16 protein-coding genes are annotated in these 17,465 nt (G+C 37.9%); all 16 read left to right on the top strand.

Annotation, left to right across the window (positions count from 1 at the left end; all coding sequences use genetic code 11):
• Positions 1–29 precede the first annotated feature (29 nt).
• The 16 genes from htpG to VXM77_RS07375 all read left to right on the top strand — a co-directional run bounded on the left by htpG (position 30) and on the right by VXM77_RS07375 (position 17,247).
• On the top strand, positions 30–1,895 hold the full coding sequence (htpG, locus tag VXM77_RS07450) for a molecular chaperone HtpG (protein ID WP_338505840.1): 1,866 nt from the start codon (positions 30–32) through the stop codon (positions 1,893–1,895).
• A gap of 274 nt (positions 1,896–2,169) precedes the next feature.
• The gene (locus VXM77_RS07445; RefSeq protein ID WP_161832072.1) at positions 2,170–2,955 is read left to right on the top strand and encodes a hypothetical protein; all 786 of its coding nucleotides are present in this window, start codon (positions 2,170–2,172) and stop codon (positions 2,953–2,955) included.
• A complete protein-coding gene (locus tag VXM77_RS07440) occupies positions 2,943–3,839 on the top strand; it encodes a S66 peptidase family protein (protein WP_161832071.1) in 897 nt (298 codons plus the stop codon). The genes VXM77_RS07445 and VXM77_RS07440 overlap by 13 nt, the downstream gene beginning before the upstream one ends.
• Positions 3,817–4,017: a hypothetical protein gene (locus VXM77_RS07435; RefSeq protein ID WP_262950647.1), complete on the top strand. Its 201-nt coding sequence runs from the start codon at positions 3,817–3,819 to the stop codon at positions 4,015–4,017. Before VXM77_RS07440 ends, VXM77_RS07435 begins: the two co-directional genes overlap by 23 nt.
• 126 nt (positions 4,018–4,143) lie before the next feature.
• The gene (locus VXM77_RS07430) at positions 4,144–4,557 is read left to right on the top strand and encodes a TM2 domain-containing protein (protein ID WP_161832069.1); all 414 of its coding nucleotides are present in this window, start codon (positions 4,144–4,146) and stop codon (positions 4,555–4,557) included.
• Positions 4,558–4,911, top strand: a complete 354-nt coding sequence (locus tag VXM77_RS07425) for a DUF2752 domain-containing protein (RefSeq protein ID WP_161832068.1) — start codon at positions 4,558–4,560, stop codon at positions 4,909–4,911. It abuts the gene before it with no gap.
• Between the two features lie 101 nt (positions 4,912–5,012).
• Positions 5,013–5,978 (top strand): biotin--[acetyl-CoA-carboxylase] ligase, encoded by a 966-nt coding sequence (locus VXM77_RS07420; protein WP_338505838.1) that lies wholly within the window; start codon positions 5,013–5,015, stop codon positions 5,976–5,978.
• A 14-nt stretch (positions 5,979–5,992) separates the two neighbouring features.
• Complete coding sequence (locus VXM77_RS07415) at positions 5,993–6,565, top strand: biotin transporter BioY (RefSeq protein WP_161832066.1); 573 nt, start codon at positions 5,993–5,995, stop codon at positions 6,563–6,565.
• A gap of 186 nt (positions 6,566–6,751) precedes the next feature.
• A complete protein-coding gene (locus VXM77_RS07410; protein WP_161832065.1) occupies positions 6,752–8,194 on the top strand; it encodes a DEAD/DEAH box helicase in 1,443 nt (480 codons plus the stop codon).
• Positions 8,195–8,460: 266 nt separating this feature from the next.
• Entirely contained in the window at positions 8,461–9,294 is an 834-nt protein-coding gene (locus VXM77_RS07405) for a L,D-transpeptidase family protein (protein ID WP_237658932.1), read from the top strand.
• Positions 9,295–9,386: 92 nt separating this feature from the next.
• Entirely contained in the window at positions 9,387–9,644 is a 258-nt protein-coding gene (locus VXM77_RS07400) for an SH3 domain-containing protein (protein ID WP_161832063.1), read from the top strand.
• A gap of 380 nt (positions 9,645–10,024) precedes the next feature.
• On the top strand, positions 10,025–11,527 hold the full coding sequence (locus VXM77_RS07395; RefSeq protein ID WP_338505837.1) for a hypothetical protein: 1,503 nt from the start codon (positions 10,025–10,027) through the stop codon (positions 11,525–11,527).
• Positions 11,528–11,879: 352 nt separating this feature from the next.
• Positions 11,880–12,554: a response regulator transcription factor gene (locus VXM77_RS07390; RefSeq protein WP_161832061.1), complete on the top strand. Its 675-nt coding sequence runs from the start codon at positions 11,880–11,882 to the stop codon at positions 12,552–12,554.
• The gene (locus VXM77_RS07385; protein WP_161832060.1) at positions 12,551–13,582 is read left to right on the top strand and encodes a HAMP domain-containing sensor histidine kinase; all 1,032 of its coding nucleotides are present in this window, start codon (positions 12,551–12,553) and stop codon (positions 13,580–13,582) included. Before VXM77_RS07390 ends, VXM77_RS07385 begins: the two co-directional genes overlap by 4 nt.
• Positions 13,583–13,732: 150 nt before the next feature.
• The gene (locus tag VXM77_RS07380) at positions 13,733–15,493 is read left to right on the top strand and encodes an ABC transporter ATP-binding protein (RefSeq protein WP_338505835.1); all 1,761 of its coding nucleotides are present in this window, start codon (positions 13,733–13,735) and stop codon (positions 15,491–15,493) included.
• Positions 15,490–17,247, top strand: a complete 1,758-nt coding sequence (locus tag VXM77_RS07375) for an ABC transporter ATP-binding protein (RefSeq protein ID WP_338505834.1) — start codon at positions 15,490–15,492, stop codon at positions 17,245–17,247. Before VXM77_RS07380 ends, VXM77_RS07375 begins: the two co-directional genes overlap by 4 nt.
• The last annotated feature ends 218 nt before the right edge of the window (positions 17,248–17,465 follow it).

The following is a 17,465-nucleotide window of genomic DNA, read 5'->3' as shown; positions in this document are numbered from 1 at the left end:
GAGTGATAAAACAAGAGGGAGCGATTCAATTGAAACAGTTTAAGGCAGAATCAAAACGTTTACTTGATTTAATGATCAACTCGATTTATACGCATCGCGAGATTTTCTTGCGAGAATTAATTTCAAATGCAAGTGATGCTATTGATAAACTTTACTATCGAGCACTAACGGATCACAATTTAAGTTTCAATTCGGAAGATTATTTTATTAAAATTACGGTTGATGAGGCAAAGCGCCAAATTAAAATTTCGGATACTGGAATTGGGATGACAGAAGCGGAATTAGACGAGCATTTAGGAGTCATTGCAAAGAGTGGTTCGTTACAGTTTAAAAAAGATACAGAATTAGAAGACGGACATGATATCATTGGTCAATTCGGTGTTGGTTTTTATTCTGCATTCTTAGTGGCGGACAAGGTAACGGTGATTTCAAAAGCATTAGGGGCAGAGACAGCCTATAAGTGGGAGTCATGCGGTGCAGATGGTTATGTGATTGAACCATGCGAAAAGGAATCTGTGGGAACAGATATTATCCTAACAGTTAAAGAAAATACCGAAGATGAGAATTTCGATGAATATTTAGATCCATACAAATTAAAAGCAATTATCAAAAAATACTCTGACTTTATTCGTTATCCAATTAAAATGGATATCACACATTCGCAATTAAAAGAAGGAACAGAGAATGAATACGAAGAAGTTACAGAAGAGCAAACAGTGAATAGCATGGTTCCAATTTGGAAAAAGAATAAACGCGAATTGACTGATGCTGATTATCAAGCTTTTTATCACGAGAAACATTTTGGATTTGACGATCCATTAGCTCATGTTCATTTAAGTGTTGATGGGAATGTTAGCTATCAAGCTATTTTATATATTCCTGAAAAAATGCCATATGATTTCTACACAACGGAATATGAAAAAGGGTTAGAGTTATATTCAAGCGGTGTTTTAATCATGAATAAATGTGCGGATTTATTACCCGATTACTTTAGCTTTGTAAAGGGAATTGTAGACTCAGAGGATTTATCATTAAATATCTCACGAGAAATCTTACAACATGATCGTCAGTTAAAGTTAATAGCGAAAAATATTAAAACAAAAATTAAAAATGAATTAGAAAAAATGATTAAAAATGACCGTGAAAAATATGAAACGTTCTACCAATCATTTGGTCGTCAATTAAAATATGGGGTTTATTCGGATTTTGGTGCAAATAAAGAGGTATTACAAGATTTATTAATGTTTACTTCTTCTTACGAAGATAAATTAGTCACTCTATCTGAATATGTATCACGTATGAAAGAGGGTCAATCTCATATTTATTATGCAGTAGGGGATTCAATTGATCGAGTTAAAAAATTACCGCAATCAGAAGCAGTTCTTGATCAAGGATATGAAATTCTCTACTTTACAGAAGATATTGACGAGTTTGCGATTAAGATGCTGATGTCTTATGACGGAAAAGAATTCAAATCAGTTTCTAGTGCCGATTTAGACCTTGAAACTGATGAAAAGGATGCAGAAGCAACTAAAGAATTCGCCTCATTATTTGAAAATATGACATCTGTTTTAAGCGGTAAGGTAAAAGCTGTACGTGCAAGCCAACGTTTAAAATCACATCCTGTTTGTTTAGCGAATGAAGGGGAATTATCCATTGAAATGGAAAAAGTGTTAAATGCCATGCCAAATGGACAACAAGTTAAAGCAGACAAAGTGCTAGAAGTTAACGTTAATCATGAAGTATTTAAATCTTTACAGGCGGCTTATGAACAAGATCAAGCTAAATTTGATTTATATACAGATGTTTTATATAACCAGGCACGCCTAATTGAAGGATTAGATATTGAAGATCCAGTGGCATTTACCAATAATGTTTGTCAATTAATGAAATAAAAAGTCTTTAGAAAAACATCAACTTTGTAGTTAAGTTGATGTTTTTTTTGATTCCGGGTATGCTAAGAGGGAAGACGGATCTTCTTGTTAAATTAAGCATTTTTGTTTATAATAAAATTAAAACGTTTTATATGGAATAGATAGAAATGTTTATTCAATTCATCAAGCGTTAGAAATAGCGGACAAAGGTGGACTATAAGATAGACTTAAATCAGTCATAGAGGGTGTTTATAAAAATGTCCGGACATGGTGTTTAAGAGAGGAGGAATTAAAGATGAAAAAACGACAGAAAGAAACGATTCTCATCGGGTGTGGCCTCGTGAGTTTATCCTTGATTTTGCATTTCGTCCACGTATTAATTTTTAAAGATGTTCATCATACGATGATCTTTTTAGTTGCAGATATTGCGTTTATTCCGCTAGAGGTCTTTTTTACGACAATGATTTTAGAGCGCGTGTTAGAGAGACGTAAGAAGGAACAGGATCTTGAAAAATTAAATATGTTAGTTGGCGTTTTTTATGCTGAATTTGGAACGCAATTATTGGAGTACTTTGTTAATCAAGATGATCGTGTCGCTATTTGTAAAAAATTACGGATCCAAGATCCAAGTGTTTGGAATGATGAGTATTTTAAACGACTACAACAACTTAACTCATCGTATCATTATGAGGTGCAACTTACTAAAATTGATTTAAGAGAGTTGCAACAAATTTTACATGAGGGGAAAAATATTATTATTACACTCATGACAACAGATAGCTTGCATGAACATGAGACATTTACAGAAATGTTGATGCGAATTATGCATTTAAAAGAGGAATTAGATACCCAAGATATTACCGATTTATCAAAAATTAAGTGCACACATTTAGAGGAAGATATGGCGGCCATTTATCGCTACCTAACTTACGAATGGTGTTACTATTTGAACTATTTAAATAAATTCTATCCAAGTTTGTTTAGTACAGTGATTATGTTAAGCCCATTTAATAAAAAGCATCAGCGTACGCTATTAGAACAACGTGAAAGCGAAGGAGGTCATCTTTCGTGTCCTTATTAAAACCAACGCAAACCATAGGGTTGATTGCGTTATCTAACGGATTATCTGTACAACAAAAACCAACGCTTGATCGGTTAGAGCAAACATTAGAGGAAATGGGGCTCTCTACCGTACGTCCCCCTTCTTTGTTTGCTAAAGAGAGTGTCTATCATGCCTCAGATAAAGAGCGTGCGAAGATGTTGATGGATTTTTATAAAAACCCAGATATCCGAGCGATTTTTGATGTATCTGGAGGAGATTTAGCAAATGGAGTTCTTTCCTATCTGGATTACGAGTGGATGAGCCAACATCCCAAACCTTTTTTCGGGTACAGTGATTTATCGGTGGTGCTAAATGCGCTATATACAAAAACAGGACAATCGAGTTATCTCTATCAAATTCGTCACCTGGTCGGAACCTTTGCTGATGCACAACAGGGGCAATTTAAAGCCTCACTTTTTGAGCAGGAACACGCCTTATTCACTTTTCCATTTGACTGGATTCAGGGACAGAAGATGGAGGGCGTTGTGATTGGAGGAAATATACGATGTTTCTTAAAATTAGCAGGTACAGCGTATTGGCCCTCGTTTAAAGGGAAGATTTTACTGCTTGAGGCGTATAGTGGTGATGTGGCGAAAATGGCAACTTATTTGAATCAATATAAGCAACTTGGGGTATTTGAAGAGATTAACGGCCTTATTCTCGGACATTTCACTGAAATGCAGAAAAAATCGTTTCAGCCGGATATCGTGACACTTGTTCGTCAAATTGTTGAAAATCCATCTTTACCGATGATTAAGACTGATGCGATTGGTCATGGGGCCGACGCTAAATGTATGGTAATTGGTGGTCAGTATAACTTTAAAGAGAAAGAGATGAGATATGAGGATGGATGTAACAGATAAAAAAAGCCATTGCGGGTCGTGTCTCCATAATGTGAATAATTACTGTATGAGTACATTAGGTTATTATTTTTATGGGGAGTCGATTTCAGATGAAGAAGTAGAATGTGAGGATTGGATAAAAAATCAACATTCTTATGGCGAACGTTTAAAACAAACGATGGGTAAAGGTAAGAAATAATGAAGGCGTTTGTTCCTTGTAAAGGGAGCAAACGCTTTTTTACGGAGGAATCATTTAGAAGTCATATAACGGTTAATTGTGACATAAATTAAGAGTGTAACATGAGTTAAAGAGAGGATGATGAGTATGTATTGTCGTCATTGTGGGAAAGAGTTAAATGAAAATGCTGATTACTGTACTTCATGCGGAGTAGCAACAACAAAAGGTGATTCTTATTGTGGAAACTGCGGTTCAGAAGTTGCTAAAGAGGCGGATGTTTGTCCAACATGCGGAACTAATTTGAAAAGAGGAGTGGGGGCTCCAAAATCAAAATTAGTTGCTGGATTATTAGGAATCTTTTTGGGGGTATTTGGAATTCACCGCTTTTATTTAGGGTATACGACAATTGGACTTGTTCAATTATTAGTGAGTGTGATTCTTGGAATTTTCACATGTGGAATTTCAACTGCGCTTGTGTCATTATGGGGATTTGTAGAAGGTATTTTAATTCTTTGTGGAACGGTGATTACAACAGATGCTGGCGGGAATGAGCTTCAATAAATGAGTGAAAAAATAAGGTGGATCCGTCTGATTATTTATGCCGCTATTTTTATTTTAATCTATATGATTCCACTTGAAACCGTTGAAGGCCAGCGTTTATGTATCTGGTATCATCTCTTTCATATGGATTGTTTAGGTTGCGGGTTTACACGGGCATTTTTTAGCCTCATGCATGGTCAGATTCTAAAGGCATTCATGTATAATCCTATGGTTATCGTGGTTCCAGTTGCTTTCTTCTTGGTGTTGCAAGATAGTTGGATGATTATCCAAAGGTCGCCTCAATGGAGCCTCTTAGAAAAGTTTTTTAAGTGGGGGATGGCGCGATGTTATCCTCACAATATAAAGAACGGGTAGAAAACTACCTGTTTTTTTTATATATAAACTTTGAAAACCAAAGTAGTTGACGATAAAAGGGGCGGTATGCTATGATGAGGATAATAGAGAGGTGGAAGTTGATGGAATTAAAACAAGAGGTGTTAGCCTTGTTCATGAATCATCATGATGAGGTCATATCCGGTCAGGAAATAGCTAATCGTCTTTCTTTTAGTCGGACAGCAATTTGGAAGGTGATTAAACAATTAAGGGAAGAGGGATACCCAATTGAGTCGATAGGAAATAAAGGATATCGTTTATGCCAGGTTCGTGATCCCCTATCACGGGATTTAATTATTAAGGCGTTGCATTCCGATTATCAGAAAATACAATTTGAAATTTACCCACAAGTTGATTCAACGAATACGCAGGCAAAGGTTCGTGCAATAGAAGGAGCCCAACATGGGCATGTGATCTTAGCTGATGAGCAGACGAGGGGACATGGTCGTTTTGGAAGGCCCTTTTACTCACCTAAGGGCGAGGGGCTTTATATGAGCCTTATTTTACGTCCTCAGATGCATCTGAGTCAGTCTGTCTATGTCACGATGCAAGTTGCCGTCCTCATCTGTCGTGTACTAGAGCGTTTGACCCATCAAGCCCCTAGTATCAAATGGGTAAATGACATTTACTTAGGAGATAAAAAGGTATGCGGTATTTTAACGGAGGCTGTTACCGATTTTGAAACAGGGCAGGTCCAATACATGATCTTAGGGATTGGATTAAATGTTTGGAACGAAGAGTTTCCAGATGAATTAAAACAGATCGCCACTGCTTTAACTCCTTTAAAGACGACACGAAATGAGATTTGTGCGGCTTTATTAAATGAGGTATTACCGATTAGTTCATCTTTTTCTTTTGATGAAGAGATTTTAGTTGAATATAAACGACGATCGAACGTTTTGGGGAAGACCGTGGAGTTTGTTAAAAATCGTGCTCCGATTGAAGGCGTGGCCGAAGACATCGATGAAACGGGTGGACTCATTGTCCGATTACAAAATGGAGAGGTTGAAACGCTACATTCGGGTGAAGTTTCAATCCGAAGAAAGTAGGGGATGACTTCACTATGAGAAAAGAGATGATGAAAATTCGTGAGATAACATCAATCGCCCTTTGTTTGGCGATGCTCTGTGTCTCCTCATATGTATCAATTCCATTGCCTTTTATGACAACGCCCATTACGGCACAAACGATTATGATTAATACGATTGCACTTTGGCTAACCCCCGCACAAGCCATGACAACGATGGGTGCCTACTTGATATTAGGACTGATCGGTTTTCCTGTTTTCGCTGGGGGAAGTTCGGGCATATCCGTGTTCCTTCGGCCGACGGGAGGATTTTTAATCGCCTTTTTTATCTCGGTGGGGGTGATTAGCGGATTAAAAAAACGATTCCCGCAAAAGCTCGGGTCCAATATTTTTTTAACCGTAGGGATTGGGATGCCGATTGTTTATTTCGTGGGTGCTTTTTGGATGAGCATTCTGATGGAGATAGACTTTGTCGTCGCTTTTCAACTCTCGGTCTATCCGTTTATTGTAGGCGATCTTTTAAAATGTTTAATCGCTTGTCGTCTAGTCGAAAGACTAAATGGCACCATGAAACAAAGGTCAGTTTTTATAAAAAGGAAGTTAGTCTAATGGCATCACATAAAACTCGTTGAATGTTTATCCAACGAGTTTTATGTTTAAAAAGGTTAAAACATTGACGCCATTAGGAATCGTGTTACAATAGAGAAGAAGAAATGAAAAAGAAGAAATTTGTAAAAATAAAGAAAACTACGGGCAATGAGCCTAAAAATAGACAGAATTGAAAGAGGTAGGAAGATGTCAACCTTTAACGAATTAAACCTAAGTCCTGAAATTTTAAAGTCTTTGGCGGGACTCGGATATGAAAAAATGACGGATGTTCAATCACGTGTTATTCCTGAGATTTTAAAAGGAAACGATGTGATGGTCCAATCTAAAACAGGAAGCGGGAAAACTGCTGCTTTTGGAACGGCTATTAGTGAGCAAATTGACTGGGAGGAAAATCGACCACAGGCATTGATTTTAACACCGACGCGAGAATTAGCCATTCAGATTCAAGAGGAAATGATGAATATTGGACGCTTTAAACGGTTAAAGGCGGTTGCCGTTTATGGAAAGTCCCCGTTTAAAGAACAGGCCCAACAGTTAAAACAAAAGACGCATGTCGTTGTTGGAACACCAGGACGTGTGCTTGATCATTTAGAGCGTGGGACATTGAATTTACAACGAGTAAAATACGTGGTCTTAGATGAAGCCGACGAAATGTTGAGCATGGGATTTATCGAGACGATTGAGATGATTTTAAAGATGACGTCTTTAAATCGACAAACCTTATTTTTTTCAGCTACTCTGCCAGCTCGAATTGAAAAATTAAGCCAACAGTATTTAAAGAATCCATCTATGATAACGATTGAATCAGAGTCTATTGTCAATGAATCCATCGAACATGCGCTATATCAGGTTCGGGTGCCTGAGAAGGTGCGCGTATTAAAGGATGTTTTAACGATTGAGAATCCGACTCAATGTATGATTTTTTGTGCGACGCGCGATGAAGTTGACGCATTGTATCAAGGATTAAAGGCGCAAGGCTATCCGGTTTTAAAATTACATGGGGGAATGGAACAAAAAGAGCGACTTGAGACGATGCGCCAATTTAAAATGGGGAGATTCCCATATTTAATTGCGACGGATGTCGCAGCCCGTGGAATCGATGTGAGTCAGATGAGCCATGTTTTTAATTTTGATTTACCGGAAGATGGCGAGGCTTTTGTTCACCGTGTGGGGCGTGTTGGTCGCGCAGGAGAAAAAGGAAAAGCAGTAACATTTGTGACACCATTTGAAGCGAGAAAGCTTGAAGAAATTCAAACCTATATTGGGTTTGAATTACCGGTGAAGGAGCGCCCTGTAAAAATAGAGGTCGAACAGTCAAGGGAACGGTTTGAGTCTCAACTCAAACGTCGTCCGCAACAGAAACAGACAAAACAGGCGGATGTTCATCGTGAAATTATGAAACTTTATTTAAATGGTGGAAAGAAGAAGAAATTACGCACTGTTGATTTTGTTGGAACGATTTTATCTATCGATGGAATTTGTAAAGAGGATATCGGGATTATTGAGATTAAGGATCAAGTGACCTATATCGATATTTTAAATGGGAAAGGTTTTGATGTTCTCGATGGATTAAAGACACGGACGATTAAAGGAAAGAAATTAAAGGTTCAACGGGCCTATCAAGTATAAGTAAATAAAAGGAAAAAAAGCACTTTGTGTTGATGACCTGATGTGTCAGACATGAAGTGTTTTTTTTATGATTTTTTTCTTTGTGCCCCATTATTTTAAAGATGGTGAGGAGGGGGACACTTTTGATAAAGCATTTGCGATAAGGGGGATATTTCAGGGGGGAATGAAAAAATTTTTTTCGATTAGGAAGAAAATGTCTAGGTCATAGCACCAATCGGGGTCTTTTACATACGATAGAAAAAGATAGGAGGAAGGATGTGAATCAGATGAGTGAAGAGGTTAATGAAGGGATAAGTAAGTATACGATCAAAAATCTAAATTTACAAAAGGAACCCTCGAAGTCAGCTATGATTATTAAAGTAATTCCAGCCTATTCTCGATTTGAACTATTGGATTCAGATGATGAGTGGTTAAAGGTGAGTTTTAACCATCGAGAGGGATATGTCGCTAAAGGTAACGTGTCAGTCACCAAAATAACGACGGCAACGACGCGTTTAAAAACAAGACCTTTAAAAGAATCCAAATCAATGAAGACGATTAAAAAGCATCAAGTGGTTGAAGTGGTTGATCAAGAGGGAGTTTTTAATCAAGTCTTTTATGAAGGAAAACTGGGCTATGTTGAAGCCGATCTGTTAAGTGATGACGGAATCAAATATCAACCTGATAAGCTCGGAAATTTTTATTACAATGCTGAAAAGTTCGTAAATGACCAGAAGATTAAGAGTCCGACTCCCTTTTTAGTTGTCACAGATTTAAAGGCAAAGCAAACGTATGTATTTGAGGATGTTAAGGGATCCTGGAAAGAATTATATTGTTGGCCATGTTCGATTGGGGCGGCCCAAACACCTACGATTACAGGAGTTTTTCATATTAATGGGCGTAAAGAGTCTTTTAAAACAGGACGTTATCAAGCGAAATATGCCACAAAAATAAAAGAGGGATATTATTATCACTCAGTTTTGTATGACCCAAGTGGAACAAAGGTAACGGAAGGTCGCTTAGGCGAGGCGTTAAGCCATGGGTGTATTCGTTTAGCGGCGGATCAAGCGAAATGGATTTATGACGCTATTTTAGATGGGACGACCGTTGTGATTCATTAGGAAACTTCATGAAAAGTTTCATTTAATAGGAACAAGTTTGAAGGGCCATTCATAAAATGAAGAGAAATGTCATTAGAAAGGATGAATAGAAAGTGAAAGTTGTAAAATGCCATATATCTGTCTATCAATATACATGGACAAGTTTAAATTTGCGTGCAGAAAAATCATTGATTTCGGAGGTGTTAACCATCATTCCATCCCATACGAAATTTGAGGTTATTGGATCAGATCATTTATGGTTAAAAGTCATTTATGATGGACAGATTGGCTATGTATTGAAACAAACTGTATCTGTGAGTGAGGTTCTTACTCACTCACAGGTAAACTTTTTAAAACAGCAAGCGTGTTAATAAACGAACCTTATCTTTCTAGATAAGGTTTTTTTAAAAGAAAAATTTTTAAAAAAAAGAAGATTTTTAGAAATTACGACAAAATATGTGGGAGCTTTTCAGTATAATTTTAAAGTAAGGGAACAAAAGGTTAAAAAATGATGTGGGGACTCGTTTTTTAATAGAGAAATTTATATTTGGGTAGATGTTTTGCGTTCTTCGCTTGTATCGTTAAAATTTTAAATAAGTTTATGCATCTGAGGACATTGACTTCAGATGCTTTTTTTGTAAAGCTTTTTATGTTGAGGGAAAAATTGATGGTCTTCGCATTTTCGTGTCACGCACATTCAGAGATGAACATACTATAACATAGAATAAAGGTGAGAAAAAGGAGAAATAGTATGTTATGTTTTGAAAAATTAAATGCAATTAAAGGATTTGATATGTGGAATCCTGTTAATGCACATCAAAATAATTATGCGTGGTCAATGGCGGAAATGGGAGATTATATTTATGTTGGAACTTGCCGTAATATGTTCACATCGATGCTTTCATTAGCGAAACGACCTTTATTGGGCCAAGTTCAAACAACGGGATTAGATAATAATGCTGAAATTTGGCGTTATAAAAAGGATGGGACGCAAGGGTGGCAACGTGTGTTTAAAACACATCCTTATGATAAAAGTTTTGGATTTCGGGCGATGACGGTGCATGAATCAAAATATTCAACAGCCCTTTATGCAGCAACGATCGGGGAGCGTGTTTATATTTATAAAAGTATTGACGGTGTGACTTGGAAAAAACTACGAACACCACAGGTAGTTGGAGGAAGTTCACGTTCATTTGCTTCACTAAATGGTAGACTTTATGTGTCAACGCTTCAGGAAGGAATTGGAGGAAAAAATTCTTACCTGTATTCGAGCGCTGATCCTGAGTTTGAACCATTTAAGCTCGTTATGGACCCTCATCATCCTTATTTTCAGAAAGATAAAAATCCGATGGGCGGAATAGATGCACTGGAGGTGTTTAATCACAAGTTGTATTTAGGTGTTTCAGGTGAAAACGGGGCAGAAGTTTGGCGTTCAATGGAGGGCCAACCTGCAATGAATAAATGGATAAAAGTTGGTGATGCAGGATTTGGGGATGGAATGAATCAAGAAATCATGTCGATGGGAACGTTTAAAAATCATTTATATGTGGCATTAACTAAAAAATTTCCATTAGCCTTATTTGCGCCGCTTGGTTTTGATCTTGTTCGTTTTGATCGTTGTGACTGTTGGGAACTCATTGTAGGAGGACGGCCAATGAAACCAACTCATCCGAAGACAGGAGAACGAACAACGAGTCTTTCGGGCTTTAAATCGGGCTTTAATTCGCCATTTAATGTATATGGGTGGCAATTACTTGCTTATCAAGATCAATTGATTTTAACAACGTTTGATGATTCTGTTAATATGAAACTGATGCGAGATGTATTTATCCAACGAAAAGAGGGGTTGATTCAACGCATTGGACAGGAAAAATACCAGCAACTTGTATGTCTTTACGGGGAGATTATCTGCCTTTTAGAAAAATATCAGTATCCGAAAGGATTCGATTTATATGTTTCAAAAGATGGGATTCATTTTAGACCTGAGGTTTTAAGTGGACTTAATAATCCGTATAGTTACGGAGGACGGACATTACTTGTTAGCCAAGAGGATGAGCTATATGTTGGGACGGCGAATCCATATGAAGGATGCGATGTGTATAGAGGAGAAATTATCGGATGTCAACCTTACTTTACAGACGGCCAGTTACAGAGCTATTTTGAACAGTTAGAGGCACTAACCTGTGAACTTCAATGTCTTTATCCGGATTTAATTCGTCTTTTATCTGAATTGTTTGTGACTTCGAAAAAATGAGCCACCTTTTTTGAAGGGCTAGGGCCCTAGATCGCTTTATGACGTCTAAGGGGCCTAACTATCCAAGCAGAAGGGGCAAATTTTTGGATAAGCTTCTCATCCAGGGACTCAACTTGTGTGACGTTTCGCAAAAAAATCACGTCTGAATTAAAACGTGATTTTTTTTGAATTCTATTCTTTTGTTTATTTAGAGTTTATATTTGTTTGGTAAAATAATAAAGCGGATGTTATAGGGAGAATTCCAGTCATTTTTATCGAAAAGAGTGTTAGAAGGACGTACTAAGGTGAGTGAGTCTTCAAGGATGGGCCTTTTATTGGGGGAGAGGTAAGATATTAAAGGTGGTGATTCGTGATGATTCATATTTTAGTGGCAGAAGATGACAAGCATGCCAGAAGATTATTAGAGGTCGTCTTAAAGCGAGAGGGATATCATGTCTTAAGCGTCGAAGACGGTGAGATGGCATTAAAAGTGATCGAATCTCATCATGTCGATTTAGTCATTTTGGATGTGATGATGCCAAAGCTTGATGGTTATGAGGTGGCAAGATTATTAAGAGAGGCGGAGTTTATGATGCCTATTTTAATGGTGACAGCTAAGCAATTACCAGAAGATAAAAAGCGGGGATTTATCATGGGAACCGATGATTATATGACGAAGCCGATTGATACGGAGGAACTTGTTTTAAGGATTAAAGCCTTACTGCGACGGTCAAAAATTGCAAGTGAGAAAAAATTAACGATTGGCGATGTCGTCTTAGATTATGAATCCTTAACGGTGCACCGAAATCAAGACGTGCAGACGCTTCCACAAAAGGAGTTTTATTTATTGTATAAATTGTTATCTTATCCGGGACGAATCTTTACACGTATTCAGTTAATGGATGAGATTTGGGGCGTTGACACGGAGAGTACGGACACAACCGTGAACGTTCATATTAATCGATTGCGCAAACGTTTTGCTGATTGTGAAGCTTTCGAGTTAGTTTCAGTGCGAGGGCTTGGATATAAGGCGGTGAAAAAGGAATGAGGCAATTATTAACGAAAATTAGTTTTAGTTTTTATACGACGCTGTTTATTTTTATTTTATACGTCTTGATTTTTACGATTACCGCCTGTTTAATTTATACGGTGATTGGCCTCGGGTGGTTTGATGAGGAGAGTCTTAACCCTATGTTGTTGACGTTAGCTGCCTGCTTTTTAGTTGGAACAACGATTTCAATTATCTGGGGGCATAAAATGTTGAAAAATGTTCGAATTTTTACCGGAGCGATGGATCAACTAGCTAGCGGGGATTTTTCGGTGCGTTTAAATATGACTCATCCCTTAGAATATCAGCTGTTATCTGATAATTTTAATCGGATGGCGGAACAATTAGCAGGCATTCAGGTGCTACGCACTGATTTTATTAATCACTTTTCGCATGAGTTTAAAACTCCGATTGTTTCGATTAAAGGATTTGCCCAGATTCTAAAGGATGATACGTTGTCTAAGGAAGAGCGCGAGGAATATTTAACGATTATGATAGAGGAGGCCGACCGCCTGTCAACTTTAGCGACGAATGTCCTCATGTTATCGAATATCGAATCACAAACTCTTTTAGTTGATCGCCAACGCTTTAATTTGGGGGAACAGTTACGACAATGTATTTTGATGTTTGAACCCAAATTAATAAAAAAAGATATTTTACTGCTTGCAACGATTGAAGATGAGGATATTTATGCGAATAAAGAATTACTCAATCAAGTGTGGTTAAATTTATTAGATAACGCCATTAAATTTGTTCCAATAGGTGGAAAGATCGAAGTGTCCATGGGAAGTTATGAGGCGGATTTAACCGTGATGATTGCCGATAATGGATGCGGAATTGCGAAAGAGACGCTTCCTAAAATATTTGATAAATTTTATCAAGAAGACCATTCCCGAAAGACGATGGGAAACGGACTGGGTCTATCGATTGTCAAAAAAATTATTCTCCTTCATCAGGGGGAGATTACGTGCGAAAGTATACCAAACCAACGGACTATCTTTACGATAAGGCTCCCTAAATCTTTATAAAAGGGGGCCTTTTATCATGACTTACCAATGCTAGATAGGAATCTACCTCATGGTTGATGAAAAAGTTGCTCTTTTTTCAATTGTTTATCATGAGTTAATGTTTCTTTGTTATAGTTATCAGGTGGAGATTTGAAAAAGGAGTGCGAAAAGATGATTAAGATGTTTCGACAATTAAAAAAGAGGGAGTGGCTATTGTTTTTATGTAGCGTCCTCTTCATCATTGCCCAAGTCTGGCTTGATTTAAGGTTACCGGACTACATGAGTAAGATTACGCAATTAGTGCAAACACAAGGAAGTGAGATGGAAGAAATTTTAGCGGCAGGAGGGAAGATGTTACTTTGTGCCTTTTTTAGCCTAGCGACTTCTTTTATTGTAGCGGCGATTTCGGCGAAAGTAGCGGCTAATTTATCCGGACGATTACGTTTTGCCCTGTTTAACCGTGTTCAGTCATTTTCAATGGAGGAAATTAATCATTTTTCAACCGCAAGTCTTGTGACGCGTTCAACAAATGATGTGACACAAGTTCAAATGTTTGTGGTCATGGGGCTGCAAATCCTGATTAAGGCCCCCATTTTAGCGGGATGGGCGTTAGTAAAGATTACGAATAAAGGGTGGCAGTGGACGTTAGCAACGGCTGTGGCTGTTGCCGTTTTGATTGTGATTGTTTCTATCTGTGTTTGGTTGGGGATGCCAAAATTTAAGGGCATTCAACGCTTAACCGATAATGTCAATAAAATTGCACGTGAGAATATTAATGGATTACGCGTGATTCGAGCGTATAATGCCGAAGGATATCAGGAGGAAAAGTTTGAAAGAGCTAATACCAATTTGACGTACAATAATTTATTTGTCGGGCGCGTCATGGCCTTTTTATTTCCAAGTATTAACTTGATTATGAGTGGCTTAACGCTAGCAATCTACTGGATTGGTGGCTTCTTAATTGATGGGGCAATCGGAATGGAACGAATGACTGTTTTTTCAGATATGATCGTCTTCTCTTCTTATGCCATGCAAATTGTGATGGCCTTTATGATGCTTATTATGATTATGTTTATTCTTCCTCGGGCGACGGTTTCGGCGAGTCGAATTAACGAGGTGCTTGAGATGAAACCGACCATTGAGGATGGAAGTTTTATTCCTAAGGATGAGCGATTGATGGGAGAGATTGAGTTTAAGGATGTTTGCTTTAGATATGCCGATGGTGAGGACTATGTGTTAGATCACATTAATTTTAAAGTGCGCCAAGGAGAAACAGTTGCTCTTATTGGAGCAACAGGGTGTGGGAAAAGTACGTTGGTTAATTTAATTCCTCGTTTTTATGATGTAACAGAAGGTGAAATCTTAATTGGAGGAGTCAATATTAAAGACTATGACCAGCAGGCGCTTCGTAATGAATTAGGATATGTTTCACAACGGGCCATCTTGTTTGAAGGAACCATTCAATCAAACGTCGCGTTTGGAGATAATGGAAAAGCGTCATCTCAAGAGGAAACGGTAGAAGAAGCCATCGAGATTGCTCAAGCGTCAGAGTTTGTTAATAAGATGGAAGCGGGAGATAAGGCGCATGTTGCACAAGGTGGAACGAATTTATCCGGAGGTCAAAAACAACGGTTATCGATTGCAAGAGCTGTTGCCCGTCGTCCGAAAGTCCTTATTTTTGATGATTCTTTTTCTGCCCTAGATTATAAAACGGATCGAACACTCCGTCAGCGGCTGAAAAAGGAAACGGCCGGGACAACGTTATTTATTGTCGCCCAACGAATTGGAACCATTAAGGATGCAGATAAAATTATCGTTTTAGACGAAGGGCGAATTGTTGGAATGGGATCTCATGATTTTTTAATGACATCTTGTGAGGTTTATCGTGAAATTGCATACTCTCAACTTTCAAAGGAGGAACTTGAATCATGAGAAAGATGGAGAAAAAGGAGAGTAGTTTTTTAAAATTACTAAAATATTGTAAAAAATATACGGTGCAGATTATTGTGGCACTCATTGGAAGTGTGATTGGAACCCTTTTAACCCTTTTTGGTCCGGATAAATTATCAGAAATGACAGATATCATGACGAATGGGTTAATGGGCGAGCTTGATTTAGAAGGAATTACTTCGATTGGACTAACACTTGTAATGATTTATGCAGTTAGTTTCATTTTATCGCTGACGCAAGGACTCATCATGACCCAAGTGATTCAGCGCGTTTCAAAACAATTACGAACATCGTTAACGGTGAAGATTAATCGCCTACCGATGAGTTATTATAATCAAACAACGACCGGTGACATTTTATCACGCGTGACAAATGATGTGGATACATTAGGTCAATCGTTAAACCAAAGTTTAACGACATTAGTCAGCGCAACGTGTTTGTTTATCGGGTCCATTGTCATGATGTTAAAGACCAATGTTGTACTCACGCTAACGGCTATCTTGGCGACGATTATTGGATTTATCATGATGATGTTAATCATGAAACGATCTCAGGTGTTCTTTTTAAGACAACAAGAGGGACTGGGAAAGTTAAATGGTTATATTGAAGAGGCTTATTCGGGTCAGATGATTATTAAAGCTTACAATAGTGAAGAACAAATGATTTCAACTTTTCAGACAATTAATGAGGAATTGACATCGAATACTTACCGCGCACAAATTCTTGCGGGATTTATGATGCCACTGATGACCTTTATCGGTAACCTTGGCTACGTAGCCGTTTGTATTGTTGGGGCGTTATTGACGATGAATGGAACGATTTCATTTGGGGTCATCGTGGCGTTCATTATGTATGTCCGTTATTTTACACAACCCCTTGCCCAAATGGCGCAGGCAGCCCAAAGTTTGCAATCCGCTTCAGCAGCGGGGTACCGCGTTTTTGAGTTTTTAGAAGCTGAAGAAATGGAAGACGAGTCAAAAAAGGTCGGTTATTTAAAAGAAGTAACAGGAAAAGTGGAGTTTGACCACGTCTCATTCGCCTATGAAGGAAGTGATCGACCAGTCATTAAAGATTTCTCGATGACGGCACATCCAGGACAAAAAGTTGCGATTGTCGGACCAACAGGAGCTGGAAAAACGACACTTGTCAATTTATTGATGCGATTTAATGAAATCAATCGAGGAGATATTCGAATTGATGACGTTTCAATTCATGACCTGACACGTGAAAATATCCATGATTTATTTTGCATGGTTTTACAAGATACGTGGTTATTTGAAGGAACAATTAAAGAAAATTTAATTTATAATCAGACGCACTTAACGGATGAAGATGTGGAGCAGGCGTGTGAAGCGGTCGGATTACATCATTTTATTCAAACCCTACCGGAAGGATATGAAACGCTATTAAACGATCAACTTAACTTGTCGGCCGGTCAAAAGCAACAGCTTACGATTGCTCGAGCGATGCTTAAAAATGCACCGATGCTTATTTTAGATGAGGCGACAAGTTCTGTTGATACGAGAACGGAATTAATCATTCAACAGGCGATGGATCAGTTAATGCACGGGCGCACATCCTTTATTATTGCGCACCGTTTGTCAACGATCAAAAATGCAGATGTGATTTTAGTTTTAAAAGATGGCGATATTTTAGAAAGTGGAAACCATGAACAATTATTAGCCAAAGATGGTTTTTACGCCGAACTTTATAATAGTCAATTTGAACAAGGATAAAAATGAAAAAGAGGGAAACCTGGCTTGTCATGGGCCAAGTTTCCCTCTTTTTTTGTTGGGAAGGATATGGATGGAGCTATTTGACAGAAGAGATTTATAAAAACGAGAATGAGTGTTCTTATTTGAAAGTTCCTTTTTAGTGAGGGGCTAATAAAGCATCCATTTGATTAAGGCTAATGTCCATTTATTGAGGATCGATTTGTACAAAAGGGGGAATG

It is taken from the genome of Turicibacter sp. KK003 (assembly GCF_037014675.1).
Taxonomy (GTDB): Bacteria; Bacillota_I; Bacilli_A; order MOL361; family Turicibacteraceae; genus Turicibacter; species Turicibacter faecis.
This window is presented reverse-complemented; position numbering and strand designations above follow the sequence as displayed.

Coding starts and splice junctions, on each gene's coding strand:
- VXM77_RS07430 (WP_161832069.1), top strand. CDS start 4,144: ATGTATTGTCGTCATTGTGGGAAAGAGTTAAATGAAAATGCTGATTAC.
- VXM77_RS07390 (WP_161832061.1), top strand. CDS start 11,880: ATGATTCATATTTTAGTGGCAGAAGATGACAAGCATGCCAGAAGATTA.
- VXM77_RS07415 (WP_161832066.1), top strand. CDS start 5,993: ATGAGAAAAGAGATGATGAAAATTCGTGAGATAACATCAATCGCCCTT.
- VXM77_RS07395 (WP_338505837.1), top strand. CDS start 10,025: ATGTTATGTTTTGAAAAATTAAATGCAATTAAAGGATTTGATATGTGG.
- VXM77_RS07435 (WP_262950647.1), top strand. CDS start 3,817: ATGAGGATGGATGTAACAGATAAAAAAAGCCATTGCGGGTCGTGTCTC.
- VXM77_RS07405 (WP_237658932.1), top strand. CDS start 8,461: ATGAGTGAAGAGGTTAATGAAGGGATAAGTAAGTATACGATCAAAAAT.
- VXM77_RS07445 (WP_161832072.1), top strand. CDS start 2,170: ATGAAAAAACGACAGAAAGAAACGATTCTCATCGGGTGTGGCCTCGTG.
- VXM77_RS07375 (WP_338505834.1), top strand. CDS start 15,490: ATGAGAAAGATGGAGAAAAAGGAGAGTAGTTTTTTAAAATTACTAAAA.
- VXM77_RS07420 (WP_338505838.1), top strand. CDS start 5,013: ATGGAATTAAAACAAGAGGTGTTAGCCTTGTTCATGAATCATCATGAT.
- VXM77_RS07425 (WP_161832068.1), top strand. CDS start 4,558: ATGAGTGAAAAAATAAGGTGGATCCGTCTGATTATTTATGCCGCTATT.
- VXM77_RS07385 (WP_161832060.1), top strand. CDS start 12,551: ATGAGGCAATTATTAACGAAAATTAGTTTTAGTTTTTATACGACGCTG.
- VXM77_RS07380 (WP_338505835.1), top strand. CDS start 13,733: ATGATTAAGATGTTTCGACAATTAAAAAAGAGGGAGTGGCTATTGTTT.
- VXM77_RS07410 (WP_161832065.1), top strand. CDS start 6,752: ATGTCAACCTTTAACGAATTAAACCTAAGTCCTGAAATTTTAAAGTCT.